At 40.7% G+C, this 13,926-nt stretch carries 13 protein-coding genes; 9 read left to right on the top strand and 4 right to left on the bottom strand.

The window, feature by feature from the left end; all coding sequences use genetic code 11:
* Window positions 1-21 precede the first annotated feature (21 nt).
* Both L2D08_RS18855 and L2D08_RS18850 read left to right on the top strand, forming a co-directional pair.
* Window positions 22-2,061 (top strand): molybdopterin-containing oxidoreductase family protein, encoded by a 2,040-nt coding sequence (locus tag L2D08_RS18855; protein WP_242236153.1) that lies wholly within the window; start codon window positions 22-24, stop codon window positions 2,059-2,061.
* Window positions 2,062-2,657: 596 nt separating this feature from the next.
* Window positions 2,658-2,996, top strand: coding sequence for a hypothetical protein (locus L2D08_RS18850; RefSeq protein WP_242236152.1), 339 nt, complete (start codon window positions 2,658-2,660; stop codon window positions 2,994-2,996).
* A 730-nt stretch (window positions 2,997-3,726) separates the two neighbouring features.
* Here L2D08_RS18850 and L2D08_RS18845 read toward each other — a convergent pair.
* Complete coding sequence (locus L2D08_RS18845) at window positions 3,727-3,828, bottom strand: YjcZ family sporulation protein (protein WP_242236151.1); 102 nt, start codon at window positions 3,826-3,828, stop codon at window positions 3,727-3,729.
* Window positions 3,829-4,346: 518 nt separating this feature from the next.
* Here L2D08_RS18845 and L2D08_RS18840 point away from each other — a divergent pair.
* Together L2D08_RS18840 and L2D08_RS18835 are read left to right on the top strand one after the other, a co-directional pair.
* Window positions 4,347-4,760 carry a hypothetical protein gene (locus L2D08_RS18840; protein WP_242236150.1) on the top strand — a complete coding sequence of 138 codons (414 nt, stop codon included), beginning with the start codon at window positions 4,347-4,349 and terminating at the stop codon, window positions 4,758-4,760.
* 1 nt (window position 4,761) lies between these two features.
* Window positions 4,762-5,442 carry a PspA/IM30 family protein gene (locus L2D08_RS18835; protein WP_242236148.1) on the top strand — a complete coding sequence of 227 codons (681 nt, stop codon included), beginning with the start codon at window positions 4,762-4,764 and terminating at the stop codon, window positions 5,440-5,442.
* Between the two features lie 959 nt (window positions 5,443-6,401).
* On the opposite strand, the gene L2D08_RS18830 is transcribed toward L2D08_RS18835, so the two are convergent.
* The gene (locus tag L2D08_RS18830; RefSeq protein ID WP_242236146.1) at window positions 6,402-8,405 is read right to left on the bottom strand and encodes a YjhG/YagF family D-xylonate dehydratase; all 2,004 of its coding nucleotides are present in this window, start codon (window positions 8,403-8,405) and stop codon (window positions 6,402-6,404) included.
* 457 nt (window positions 8,406-8,862) lie between these two features.
* Between L2D08_RS18830 and L2D08_RS18825 the strand changes: the two genes are divergently transcribed.
* Both L2D08_RS18825 and L2D08_RS18820 read left to right on the top strand, forming a co-directional pair.
* Window positions 8,863-9,243 carry an enolase-like domain-containing protein gene (locus L2D08_RS18825; protein WP_242236144.1) on the top strand — a complete coding sequence of 127 codons (381 nt, stop codon included), beginning with the start codon at window positions 8,863-8,865 and terminating at the stop codon, window positions 9,241-9,243.
* Window positions 9,231-9,500: a hypothetical protein gene (locus L2D08_RS18820; protein WP_242236142.1), complete on the top strand. Its 270-nt coding sequence runs from the start codon at window positions 9,231-9,233 to the stop codon at window positions 9,498-9,500. Before L2D08_RS18825 ends, L2D08_RS18820 begins: the two co-directional genes overlap by 13 nt.
* Before the next feature lie 116 nt (window positions 9,501-9,616).
* Here L2D08_RS18820 and L2D08_RS18815 read toward each other — a convergent pair whose 3' ends face one another.
* The gene (locus tag L2D08_RS18815) at window positions 9,617-9,778 is read right to left on the bottom strand and encodes a hypothetical protein (protein WP_242236140.1); all 162 of its coding nucleotides are present in this window, start codon (window positions 9,776-9,778) and stop codon (window positions 9,617-9,619) included.
* 1,529 nt (window positions 9,779-11,307) lie between these two features.
* Between L2D08_RS18815 and L2D08_RS18810 the strand changes: the two genes are divergently transcribed.
* From L2D08_RS18810 to L2D08_RS18800, 3 genes are read left to right on the top strand one after another with little or no spacing between them, the layout of a single operon-like run.
* Window positions 11,308-11,754 (top strand): hypothetical protein, encoded by a 447-nt coding sequence (locus L2D08_RS18810; protein ID WP_242236138.1) that lies wholly within the window; start codon window positions 11,308-11,310, stop codon window positions 11,752-11,754.
* 1 nt (window position 11,755) lies between these two features.
* Window positions 11,756-11,980, top strand: coding sequence for a helix-turn-helix transcriptional regulator (locus L2D08_RS18805; RefSeq protein ID WP_242236137.1), 225 nt, complete (start codon window positions 11,756-11,758; stop codon window positions 11,978-11,980).
* A gap of 57 nt (window positions 11,981-12,037) precedes the next feature.
* Entirely contained in the window at window positions 12,038-12,742 is a 705-nt protein-coding gene (locus tag L2D08_RS18800) for a DUF4386 domain-containing protein (RefSeq protein ID WP_242236134.1), read from the top strand.
* A 303-nt stretch (window positions 12,743-13,045) separates the two neighbouring features.
* Here L2D08_RS18800 and L2D08_RS18795 read toward each other — a convergent pair whose 3' ends face one another.
* Window positions 13,046-13,462: a DUF1284 domain-containing protein gene (locus L2D08_RS18795; RefSeq protein WP_242236133.1), complete on the bottom strand. Its 417-nt coding sequence runs from the start codon at window positions 13,460-13,462 to the stop codon at window positions 13,046-13,048.
* Between the last annotated feature and the right edge of the window lie 464 nt (window positions 13,463-13,926).

Raw genomic sequence — 13,926 nt, 5'->3', positions numbered from 1 at the left:
TAGAAGGTTAGGAGAATGGGGATGTATGCTTACAAAGACCAGCCGGATGGCGTGTTTCCTTCGGTCTGCTCACTTGACTGTCCGGACCAGTGCGGCCTGCTGGTCCACAAAAAGAACGGCAGAATCGTAAAGGTAGAAGGTGACCCGGACCATCCTGTTACAAAAGGAAGTATCTGCAATAAAGTTCGCAACATAAAAGAACGGCTTTATGACGAAAAACGGCTGGCATACCCAATGAAGCGTGTCGGAAAAAAAGGAGAAGGCCGGTTTGAACGGATTACGTGGGAAGAAGCGCTTGAGGCGATTACGTCCCGCTGGAAAGAGCTTATCGAAGCGGATGGGCCGGAGAGCATCCTGCCATACAGCTATTATGGCAACATGGGTGTACTCAATTCCGAAAGTATGGACCGGCGCTTTTTCTACAGGCTCGGTGCATCACAGTTGGAGCGAAAAATCTGCCAGTCGGCTGGTGAAGCGGGTTACCGGTACACAATGGGAGACAGCAAAGGGACAAATCCCGAGGATACTGTTCACGCCAAGCTGATCATTTTCTGGGGTGTCAATGCCGTCAGCACCAATATGCACCAGGTTATACTCGCGCAAAAAGCACGAAAAAATGGTGCCAAAATTGTGGTGATTGATGTACATCAAAACCAGACTGGAAAGATGGCGGACTGGTTTATCCCGATTAAGCCGGGTACTGATGCAGCGCTCGCGCTTGGAATTATGCATATTTTATTTACGGAACATTTAGTGGACGAAGACTTTTTAAGAGAATACACAGTGGGCTTTGAAGAGCTGCGGGATCATGTGGTTCAGTATGATCCGGAAACGGTTGCGCAGATTACAGGCGTTTCAGTCGATGATCTCTATACGCTTGCCCGTTTATACGGGACAACCTCACCTTCTTTTATCCGCATTGGAAATGGCCTGCAGCACCATGACAACGGCGGCATGTGCATCCGCACGATTGCCTGCCTGCCTGCTTTAACCGGACAGTGGCTAAAGCGGGGCGGCGGAGCCATTAAAGGAAACGCAGGGTACCTGGCTTTTAATTCCGATGCACTGCAGCGTCCGGATTTTCTTCAAAACAAACACACACGCCGTATTAACATGAACCAGATCGGCCGAGCCTTGACGGAGCTTAAACAGCCGGTTAAATCCATGTTTGTGTACAGCACAAATCCAGCGGTGGTGGCTCCGGAAGGAAACAAGGTGAGAAAAGGGCTGGAGCGTGAGGATTTGTTTCTTGTCGTTCATGATTTGTTTTTAACTGAAACAGCCAAGTACGCGGATATTGTCCTGCCGGCTTCATCTTCGTATGAAAACACTGACTTTTTTACATCGTACTGGCACCATTTTGTTCAAATTCAGCAGCCGGTTATTGGGCCATATGGGGAGTCTAAATCGAATGTTGATGTGTTCCGCTTGCTGGCTCAAAAAATGGGATATGAAGAGCCGGAGTTCCGGGAAACAGACGAAGAAATGATTGACCGTGCGCTTGATTATCCGGAGAATCCATTTATGAAACACATCGATTATACATCCCTGACGGAAAAGCAGTTTATAAGAGCAGATGTGAAACCAATTCTTCCAGGAAAACTGCTGACACCAAGCGGGAAAATCGAATTGTATTCTGAAAAAATGAAGCAGGATGGCTATCCACCATTGCCTACTTATGTGTCGATTAAGCAAGATGAAAAGCTTCCCTATGTATTCATTCCGGCGCCAAATCATAACTTTTTAAATTCGACGTTTTCCAATAACGAAAAGCATGTTCAGCTTGAAAAAGAAGCTCGGTTATATATGAATGTGGAAGATGCCAAAGCGGCCGGTATTGAAGACGGAGACCAAGTACGCGTTTGGAATTCGCGCGGAGAATGCCGCCTTACTGTTTCGGTTGGCATCGGGGTGCTGCCGGGTGCGGTCATTTCTCAGGGGCTGTGGGCAGATGCACCGGGAACCAACCAGCTCGTCAACTCTCTTACACCAGACCGCTTGTCGGATATGGGCGGGGGAGCAGTCTTTTTTTCCGGTCGTGTGAATGTAGTAAAAGAATAAAGTATTAAAGCGAATTTGAGCTTTAAAAATAATTCATGTCAAATGCTGTTTGTGGTACAAAGACAGTTGATAGTTACACGAGAAAGCAGGCTTTACAACGAAGAAGGGTGTTCCGAAACATGTATTTTAGGAAGGGGAAGATAATCTGTCTAGTATTTAACAGATAAAATACGTAAAAACCCTTGATTATCAAGGGTTTTTTATTTATACAGCTTAACCCTAACTTATTTTTCCGGCCAACCGGCAAAACACAATGGTTTTTAAAGCACTATCGAATGGTAGAACTTGTTTCGATGTATTCTCAAAAAGTATATAAGATCTAATTATTACCCCCTCCCTTTGTCTGTCTGCAGAATAAAACAAAAATAATCGTAACCACAAGCCCCAATGGTGATTGATCATAAAGAATATTCGAATTATATAAGCCATTGGCTAGATACAAGATAATATATATCTTTAAAAATAGACTATTGTGCAGCCAAAATTTCCATTTGTTACATAGAGTAGTATGAGGATAATTTTAATCAGGTAGCTATTTCTCATCTCTACCTCATAATTACCTCAAAAAATTTAATGTGAAAGGAGGGAGATGTAACATGCCTAAACACAAAAAAGAAGATCGCAAAGGAAAAGACTGGAAAGAAGAAGGCGAAAAAGAGAAAGACTGGAAAGACAAAGATAAGAAAGAAAAAGACGAGAAAGAAAAAGACAAGAAAGACAAAGACAAAAAAGACAAAGATGGGAAAGACAAAGACAAAAAAGACAAAGATGGGAAAGACAAAGACAAAAAAGACAAAGATGGGAAAGACAAAGACAAGAAAGACAAAGATGGGAAAGACAAAGACAAGAAAGACAAAGATAAGAAAGACAAAGATGGGAAAGACAAAGACAAGAAAGACAAAGATAAGAAAGACAAAGATAACAAAAAGAAGTGACCTTGAATTTACACCCATTCCATATTCCGCTGAAGGATAACACGTTTGTTGGTCTTAATAACAGGATTGTCATATCCTTAACAATAATTGTAACCTTGTTCTCATTATTCTACTCAGTATAGTGAGTTTCTGCCTGATATTTGGTCTCTCCATAAGAAAAACAACTAAAAATAAATATTTTGAACACAAATAAGCCTGTTAAAGATTAGAGATATGTTAAATAGAATGGTACTTGGTAATTCAAAAATACGAATGTAGCATAACAGATGTTATGTTGCATTCGTAAATAAACTAAAGAGCAGGCTTCATCCTTGGGCATTAAGGAATGAAGCCCGCTTTTTTTAGCTGCTAATAGCCAAATCGAATACAGGAAGACTAATACTATTGAGTAAATCGTCGATGCTGAATGGCTTTAATTGAGAGAACAGCGAGTGTACTTGCGAAAGTATAAGGAAAAGCATGAAAAAAGCCGCGGGGAAACTCCGCGGTATAAGAAACTAGGGCGAGTGGTCAATGAAAGACCATGTCTTTAATCATTTACCTGCTACGGTGACATATAAACCATGTTCACCCAAATAAGCTGTATTAGCTAGCAGGAAATGTATTTTATGTTGGCAAAGGGAAAGTATAGAAGTGACACCGAAACAGTAATAGCAACTTGAACAGAGTGCCATTTTTAAGCAGTTAAGAACCCCGAAAGAATCTTTGAAATGTCGTTCAGCCATTTAAATCAATAGCCGTAGCCGCCTTTGAATGAAGCACCAATGATGATTAAAAGAATGAACAGAACTACAATCAACGCAAAGCCGCCATTGTAACCATAACCACCCATACCATTTCACCTCCTTTACAGAAAGGTAGTGAAGCAGTTCTATAAATCAATGTTTGTCATCGATTTATATTATTAGGATATGAGTAAAGAAGCATATTGGATTAAACATTTGTCTCCATTGTTAAACTTTTTTGCAGAATAGAATGGTAGATTGCTTCATCTCATCGATGAAATTGGGAAGGGGATATAAGTCCAACCCTGTGTGAGTGCGAATAACTATTGTATGGAAGGCCCATTAATATAAAAATGGGGCTTTTTTGTTTGGATCCATAACTTAAAAAGAGAATGGGCTTTACATTCTGGGCTCTTCCTTTTATGGACTCGGACCTTCTTCTTTGAGACAGACGTGGACAGACTCAGAAAGGAATTCTATATAAAGTTTGATGAGGCTGAAAGTTACTTGTACCAAATAGTAGCGATATATCTTAATTTTGCCGAAAACTTATCTGTTTTCACTGAATTTTCACTTTTTACAACTACAATCAATACATCACGCAATAGAAAGGGGAGATAAACAAGTGAATGAAAAAATAAAGCAAGTGCTTCTCTGGGGAGCTATAAGCGTTTCAGGACTTGCTGGAATCAACTTTTTTCTAAATCTTTTCGAAAGGTCTGAAAGTCATGAGCGATATGGGTATGCCCACCAAATGGGGAGAGGCCATGGAGGAGGGCCAGCATTCCATGCAGACACGCATGGACCGCACCATGGCGGTGACTTTTCTTGGCTTGGAATGGTGCTCTTCCTTACTGCAGCTGGGACTGCTGCGATATTCGCCTATAGGTGGTACAAGAAAAAAAGCAAAGCTGATGCGTTTCAGCAATTTGTTACGAATGTCCCTGCTTCAAAAACACGCCCTCCAATAAATCAGAGTAATGCTGATATTTTAGACAGCTGGGAGAAAGAACAAAAACTTGAGAAGGAGAATGAGTAATATGGGGATTTTTAAACGATTAAAAACGATGGGCAGTGCTGGAATAAACGGCGTGCTCGATAGCCTGGAAAATCCGATTACGATGTTAAACGAGTATATGAGAGAAATGGAAGGGGAGCTCAAAAAAGGGGAACAGGCATTAGCCCAGCAAATTTACCTCGAAAACAAACAAAAAGCATTAGTCGGTGAAACGGAAAGCCTAATTGCAAAAAGGGACAGGCAGGCAAGGCTGGCGGTGGAGCAAGGAGAGGACTTTATCGCAAAACTAGCCTTGCAGGAAAAACTGATTCACCAGCAGCAGCTCACTCTTTATACTGAGCATTTGAATATACTTGAGGGCCAGACCGAGACACTCAATGAAGAATTAAATGAACTAAAAAGAACCCATCATGAGTTTCAACAAAAAAGATTAATACTCATTTCGAGAGCCAATATCGCTCAGTCGATCAAACGGATTCAAAAAACGAATGTTACCTTTCATTCCGAAACGATCGCTAATGGAATATCCCGCGTAGAAGACCGTATCTTAATGATGGAAGCTGAAGCACAGGCGAGTAGGCAGTTTACAGGAAGTTTAAGCACGCCTATCAGAGGATATATTGACCCAAGTTTAGAATATGAATTGGAACAGGTGTTGCAAGTAGTGAAAAAAGAGGTCAAGTCAATAGAAGTTGCCCGTTAATCTTTTAAGATAAAAAATCCTTATTTCCGTGCTTCCTTATACCTTTTTTATCGCTCATTGAGTATGGGTAGCAGGGAACAACTATAATTGAATTAGTTATGTAATGTAATTAATCCCTGCCAAACCAGCTTCTTATTGGAAGCTGTTTTTTTGATTTTCTATGGTTCTACATTAAAAAGTTGAGACATATTATTTTTCGAAATTAGAAATGATAAGGAAGTGAGGATATTTTGTTTAAAGTAAAACATATTCACGAAGATAAAATATACATGGTGTATAGCGTTAGGACGATTTCGATTACTATGGAAATCGGTGAAAACATAGATAATCATGAATTTCTGCTTTTTAAAAATGGAAAATGGTTATACGATTCTGCTGAAAACTATTTACCACTGGGTGACTAAAATATGGTCTATGGCGCCGGGTCATTGCAGAGGTTTTTCGGGACAGCTATTTTACAGTTCGGTTTTGTTTGCCAACGTGTGTTTTGCTCACAAAAATCCCCGCTTTTCTTCCGCCACCTGGCCTGTTTGTTCAATAAAAATTTAACACTTCTCTTCAACTGAGCTGCCTCGTTACTTTAACAAGAAAATCAACAGGGGATTTTTTACACAGGAGTGTTCACATCGCTTGAGTCTGCAGAAGAAGCGCGGGCATTTATTAGAGCAAATTATCGGCGTAATCCAAGAATTAAATCGTATTGTTCTTAACAATAAGACTTAGTTTTCTATCTGGGGTTACGGTTTCTTTAAATCAAAATTAAACATGTATTCACGCTCTTCATACCAAGTAAAGTTGGAAAATCAACTATTTCGGTATAATTGATTGTTTGATAATTTCTACTCAGTAAAATAGCGCTGCAAACTTTACATTTTGGCTTGCAGCACTTTAAGTTATTTAATCATTTTACGAATAGGTTTGTTCATTAGAGCGTGTCTTTCCTTAACCAGATTATTTAGTTATATTTCCATAGAATGTTTCTCTTTTTTTAATTGCGATAATGCTTCTTCTCCCGCTTTTAGCACCTCAATAATGCGGTTTACATCGTAGACGCTGCCCTTCCAAGTGCCTCCGCTTACGGATTGTAATGCTGCCCACAAGCGTGTATCGTCAGGTAGGTCCGGATCGGGCTTCATTTCCGGATGGGCTTCACGCATCTCTAGAATAGCTTTCCCGTCTTCCGGGCTGTTGCCTCCATTGGAAGAACCAATCATATTCAAATGACCTTCCAGCTTTTTCGTATCAATTCGCACGTCTATGATATCCCCGGTACGAAGTTTTCCAATTGGACCGCCGGCGAGACCTTCGGGGCCGATATGACCAATGCAGGCTCCTGTAGAAACGCCGGAAAAGCGTGCATCTGTAAGGAGGGTGACATACTTTCCATAGGATAAATGTTTTAAAGCAGATGTAAGCTGATACGTTTCTTCCATACCTGTGCCCAGAGGGCCGCGGCCAATCACAGCCATTATATCTCCTTTATTAATCTCTCCGTTTTTTATGGCGCGGATTGCCTCCCTTTCGCTAGTGAACACTTTAGCTGCTCCACGATGGCTGTACACACCATTTTCATCAAGCATAGAGGGGTCGATGGATGTTGACTTGATCACCGCGCCTTCGGGAGCAATGTTGCCTGTTGGAAACGTAACAGTTGACGTTAACCCCTTTTCTTTCGCTTTGGCAGGAGTCATAATAACATCGCTCGCATCGATCGAATCCGCTTCTTTTAAACGTTTTTTCATTTTTTGGCGTCTTTCAGATTGTTCCCACCAATCCAGCACGCTGCCTAATGTTTCACCAGTAACCGTCATGACAGTTTCATCTAGAACGCCAAGGGGCCGAAGTTGAAGCATGACTTCAGGAACACCTCCTGCAAGGTACGCTCTTACAGTCGGATGATGTACGGGTCCGTTTGGAAGGACACTGACGATTCGAGGCACTTGTCTGTTTACGTCGTTCCAGTCTTGTACGGTAGGAACATAAAGTCCTGCAGCATGAGCAATGGCAGGGATATGAAGTAAAAGATTTGTAGAACCGCCGAATGCAGCGTGAACCACCATCGCATTACGAATCGCTCCATCCGTTAAGATATCTTTTGTGGTAATCTTTTGTTCTTCCATTTTCATGACGGCTTGCGCAGACTGCTGCGCCATTTCCAACCAGACGGACTGTCCAGATGGCGCGAGAGCCGAGTGGGGGACTGAAAGGCCAAGAGCTTCTCCAACTACCTGCGAAGTAGCGGCTGTTCCAAGAAATTGGCAGCCGCCTCCCGGTGTTGCGCACGCACGGCAGCCTAAATCAGCTGCTTCTTGCAGTGATAATTCATCATTCGCATAGCGGGCACCAATTGTTTGCACTTTTCCTGCATCTTCGCCATGCAATGGTGGAAGAGTTACTCCCCCAGGAACAGCAATTGTAGGAAGATCATGCATGCTGGACAGCGCAATTAACATAGCAGGATGGCCTTTATCACACGTCGCAATCCCGATAACCGCTTTTCTTGTCGGAAGAGAACGAATTAATCTCCGATAGACCATGGCTGCATCATTTCGATAAGGAAAAGAATCAAACATACCTGTCGTACCTTGAGAACGTCCATCACATGGATCGCTTACATAACCTGCAAAGGGGATGCCGCCATTTCGACTGATTTCTTCTGCTGCTGCTTTCATAAGGAGGCCAACTTCCCAGTGGCCTGTATGATAACCAAGCGCGATCGGCTTTCCATCCTCGCCGCGCATACCTCCTTGTGTGCTTAATAATAAGATTTGCTTCCCGTTTAATTTGCCGGGCTCCCATCCCATTCCTACGTTTTGGGACAATCCAAATAAATTTCCGCTTGGCGCTTCCCGAAGCATTTTATCAGTAAGGGGCAGGGATCCTGAAGGACCTGCTGATTTCGTTTGGATAATAAATGTATCTTCGTTTTTTTCCTTTAAAAGTTCATTCAGTGAGTTGTACATCATTTCCTCCTTTTAAAAATTAGTTCAGAAATAGACATATTTTTAAGCGCTTTCATTTTTTGGTGAAAACAACTTTACATGAATATAATTCCGTTTTAAAATAATGTCAATACTATAAAACAAAGTTTTATATTATAAAACAAAAACTAATGAAGCAACACCCTGCATACCTTTAAAATATTGGAATTGATTTAAAAATTTCTTTTTGAACATTAAGATGACATTGTATTAAACAATTAACTGAAAGCGATGAAAATATACCCGTTTAAGCTGATGAAAACTTCATCTTTTGGCATAAAAGTCTTCCGAAATAAATTTTGATAAAGGAGAGGAACACTGGAAATGAAAATTATCGATGTTATCCCACATGTATTGTCAACCCCTTTATCTGAACCATTTGCTTTCTCTCAAGGGTGGGTGGAGAAACGTAGTTCAATGATTGTGGAGATTGTAACAGATGAAGGAATTACCGGCTGGGGGGGAATCATTGTGTCATGGACTTCAGCCGCCGGAAATCGCTGCCTCATTTGTCCAGTTCTGCTTAAAACCAATGCTCATCAGTCGTGATCCGTTCGATGTTGAAGTACTTTGGGAAGAGATGTATAACCAAACTCGTCCATTTGGACAGCACGGGGCAGCAATTAATGCAATCAGCGGGGTGGATATTGCCTTGTGGGATGTAATCGGCCGTTCTTTGAATAAACCAATACATAAACTGCTGGGTGGAGCTTTTCGTACGGAAGTTCAGCCTTACGCAACGGGTTTTTACAGATTACAAGGAAAAGATTATCTTCAAGAAGGAGTTAAAGAAGCACAGCGCCACTTGTGTTTTCCGTGACGGATTGGGACAACTTTACCCATCACGAAAAAATGCGTTTTGTTCAAACTGCGCTGCCTGCTTATGAATTAACCGGCCAGACTGTTTTAGACAAACCAGAAGGGTTTATCGGCATGATGGACCCGCGCTATGAAAGCTATCTGACCAACAAAGTCGGCCCTGACGATCATACTGACCTTTCTGAACTCTCGCTTTTTCATGAAATGGAATTAGCGGGACAGCAAGACGGTCGGCTTGAGCAGGGGGACGACCATTAAGCCAAGGATATGCATGCAGCCACCAAAAAGGACCTTGCAAAGATACTTTTATCAAAAGTACTATAAGGTCTTTTTTGCTTTTGAAATTTCCGTTGAAGTTTAAAGTAAACTCCTCATCATAAAAGAGAAGAGGACTTGCTATACATAACACCCATCATTTGAATCTCCCACAGAGCAGGGCGCTCTTCCGCAAAAGAATCCTCCACATTCAGCGCCTGTTCATCTAGATAAAGAGGGGGCGCTTCTTTTTCTTCTTTTCGTTTCAGTTCAGCATACATTTAGGTATTAAGGGGGGAGGTAGAGTAAATTTGTCTTTTGTTTTCTCGAAGGAAATAGGTAACTTTGCATATTTTAATGGCGTTTATAATGGTAAGAAGTATGAAATTATATATAAACGCTACGGAATAGGTGCGAACAGATATTATATTTATGATTGTTTAAATAACGTATTAGATGAGTCAACAAAATTATACAAAGAAATCAATGAAGAATTTTTAAAGCATTGCCTCGATTTCTACAAGCTAGCGGAAAAACTCCAAAATAAAGAGTAAAGGTGACCTTTGAAGAAATTTTATAAAAACGTAATGAATTAACCCGCCTGCTCATAACGAGTAGACGGGTCTTTTTTATTGCCAGTGTTTTGGCCATTTTTTGATTACCTGGCCTGGGTTCTTGGGTTTTACATTAACCGTACTATATCTGTTTTTCTTAGGATTGAAGACTAAATCACTAAAGTGCCAACTGCCAGTACTATTGTCGTATCCTGCTATTTGAAATGTATTTATAGCAATACGCTTGGCGCGTTTAGTATACCCTACATCGATCACTTTTGTTAGTACGCCTTCTTTCATATAGTACCATTGCGCAATTTCTAAATTCGAATGGTCTGTTTCGGCAACGGCAAAATATCTAGCTGCCCTTTGTATTTAGATAGGTAAACATGAACCATCCTGTGAGTGGAATTCAATTCGTCATCTTTAAAAAAAAAACGTAACTTTTTGATATGACTTGTGCCCACTTTATGGGTGTAAAAAGTGTAGTTTCCTTTGCAAACAAGATCCCCCTTGTTGGCTCCTGCCCAGACATAAGGCCACTTATCATAAAATGCATATCCTTCTTCTCCCTTACGCCAGCAAAATAGACCTTGTATGCTACACCATTTGCATCCTTAAGTGAATAGCTCACCCGGCTTTGGCTCGGCTCGAGCGGATTTGCTGCTTCATCTGAATAGTATGAGTTAAAAACAATGCAAAAGCCGCAAACATTGTAATGAATAATTTTAACCTTATTACCAATCAAAGCCTGCCTTTTCCATTTATTATAGTGAGAAGGAACGAAGAACGTAAGGGGCTTATATTAATATTTATAAAAACTGTTTTTCATTCACGATAAATCAATCAGCAAACCCGATCGTTACCCTATCTTTTATACAGTTAGAACCGTCATTAAGCTTTAATCGTCCGTTCTATGACTGCTGGTTTTGCAGCACGCAGTAGCTATGTACGATAGAAGAAGTATGTCTTGAAGATTTGGGAAGTTAGGGAATTATTAGCATTCTCCATTCGTCATCAAAGGACACAAAAAACCCTGAAACCTTGTTATTAAAGGAATCAGGGTTTTTTTAAATTCATGTACCTTTTTGTGCTTACGTCCTAAGGTGAAGATCGGCTTTTTTGCGTTTTCAAAGAAAAAAAGTCTTATCATATTGATTAGATGTCATCTTTAATTGACTTTGTGCATAGTCTATATTACATCGTGTAAAACATACTTTACATCATGTAAAAGCGAACGTACAAGGAGGGAAGTCATGACTTATCAAGAAAAGAAAAGTATTGTATCGTTGATCAGTGTTATTCTCATTTTCGGATTTTTTTGTTTATATATGTATCCGCAGCATCCCAGGGGAGGGCTTCAGTCGACCGAAACATTTCGCTATTGGGGGTCCTTTGTCCTTGTTTTAACTTTGGTTTCCATAGTCGCACACATCGTAATCAGCATTATTTTTAACATCCTCTTTAGAATAACGACCAGAGAAAAGGAACCAGCATTTGCGGATGAACTGGATAAGTTTATCGAATTGAAAGCACATCGAAACTCTTTTTTTGTATTTATCCTCGGCTTTCTTTTTGCAATGGGATCGCTGGTCATTTATCAGCCGTCACAGGCGATGTTTATGATCCTGATCGCTTCAGGATTTCTTTCCGATGTGACCGGCTCCATTACGAAACTTTATCATTATCGGAAAGGAATTTAAGATGGGCAAACATCTTGTCGGCAATCACATTCGAAAATTACGATTTAGCAATAATGAAATGACCCAGCAGCAACTGGCTGACAAGGCAGGCGTAACAAGACAGACTATCGTAGCTCTTGAAAAGGGAAATTACTCCCCCTCTTTGGAACTGGCTTTTCGCATTGCTCGCGCCTTTAACCTGCCGCTTGAAGAAGTATTCTTTTATGGGGACAACTCGAAGCTGTAAGGCCGATGATTGTTTCTGCTTTACCGTTTGAGAATTTGTGGAAAGAAGGAGATAGAAATGAATTCAAACAAAAAAGCAGCAAAAATTGTCGGTGTACTGTTTATACTTGCCGCTGTTACAGCGATAATTGGTGTTATTTTATATGATCCTATCCTAAACAGTCCTGATTACCTGATTAAAGGTGCTGAACATGCCGACCAGGTGATAACGGGGGCGTTGATGGAATTAATTCTTGTCGTTTCAGCGGTTGGTACGGCAACCACCATGTTTCCAATTTTAAGAAGGTATAATGAAACGATCGCTCTTTGGCATGTCTGCTTCCGGTTTCTTGAAGCAGTTGTCATTACTGTTGGTGTCATCAGTGTGCTGTCGCTGTTGACCTTAAGCCGGGAATTTGTAGCGGCAGGAGCTCCGGATACCGTATCTTTTCAAACTTCGGGCACCATATTAAAAGCAATACATGACTGGACATTCCTGCTTGGCCCCAATTTTATGCTCGGTATCAATACCGTGATGTACAGTTATATCTTTTATAAATCCAAGCTGGTACCGAGATTCATACCCATCCTGGGAATGACGGGGGCAGCCCTTGTTTTCCTTTGTGCCCTGTTAGTTATGTTCGGTGTTATTGAACAAGTTTCGGTTTGGGGTGCTGTTTTGGCACTGCCGGTAGCAGCTAATGAAATGATTTTGGCCGTCTGGCTGATCGCTAAAGGATTCAATGAATCTGCAATTGCCGCCATGTCCGCAAAAAAGAAGTAGGTTGGTATGCATACATCTATTAGGACGGATTACTTAAACCAACAGAAAAACCAGGCGCTATCCCTCCTCTCACAAGGAATGGAGCCTGGTTTTTTAATGCTAAATATTAAATGCATGGTCCAGAAGAAAGAATGCAGCCTTCAGTGATAAATCTCCTTCCTTATTTCAATGGAATTGTATACCAAATGCTTTTGTGTTTTTCTTTAGTGAATAGTCTTGTCCCTCAAGAAATGCTGGTTCACCATGACTGCACAGAAGAAGTTTCCCTCAAAACGGAAGGAGTAATAAAAGGGAAGAAGGGAATTATTGAATTTTCCTTAGTCTTTTTCCTTCATGAATCTCTTGAATACCTTCTTCACAAACTCCATATGACCGCCAGGCACAGGTTTCACATATAACCTGAACATCAGAGGGGACCACAAACTTTTGGATATACGACTCAATATCCTTCCAGCTTAAAATTTGTCCGATTTTAAGCCCCATTTTCTCTAAAATAGCGGCATCCCGTTCATAAATACTGTTGTCCTGGCAATGGTATACACCTGAATTGGGGTATTTTTCACACAACTGATCAGGGCCATTTACAAGATGAATGAGCGTATTAGGGTAATCTCTTAATGTTTGGTGCAAACGTGTCATATTTTCGACGTATTCTTCGGAATAGCCCATTCCCCGGTAGCCCAGAAGACAGAAAAGGTGATGACCTCGCAGCTTATACATAGTTCTCCCTCATTTACAGGTTCAATTAAAGTTAATAGTCAACCTAAATATATTATTTGTTAACATACATTATTCAGAATACCATATCACATCTGTTTGGTTCGGGATTTTTATTTTATTAATCGAAGCTTTGGTTAAAAAGGGAATAAAGAAAAGAGCAAAAAATGGGTCCACTTTTACATTAAAAAAATATCAATTTGGTGGTTTAGCTGGGTCTAACCATTAAAAGCATAATAATTGAAATTGTTGTTTAACAGTTCACTTAGACAGATAAGCAGCACTAATCTTAGCTAGACAGGAGTCGCCCGAATTTGTTGACTAAAAGGCTTTTTGGGAACCGTCTTAAAAGAAAAGCCTGTTAAAAATATTATTGATTTTCTTGTTGAACAAATAGAACAGGTCAGTTGAAAAAGCACCAGACCGTCACTTAAGTTCCAGCGTTTGATATAATAAGCGAAAAAACT

The sequence above is a fragment of the Domibacillus sp. PGB-M46 genome (assembly GCF_022668875.1).
Classification (GTDB): Bacteria; Bacillota; Bacilli; order Bacillales; family Domibacillaceae; genus Domibacillus.
Note: the sequence above shows the minus strand (reverse complement) of the source record. Positions and strands in the feature narration are given on the sequence as shown.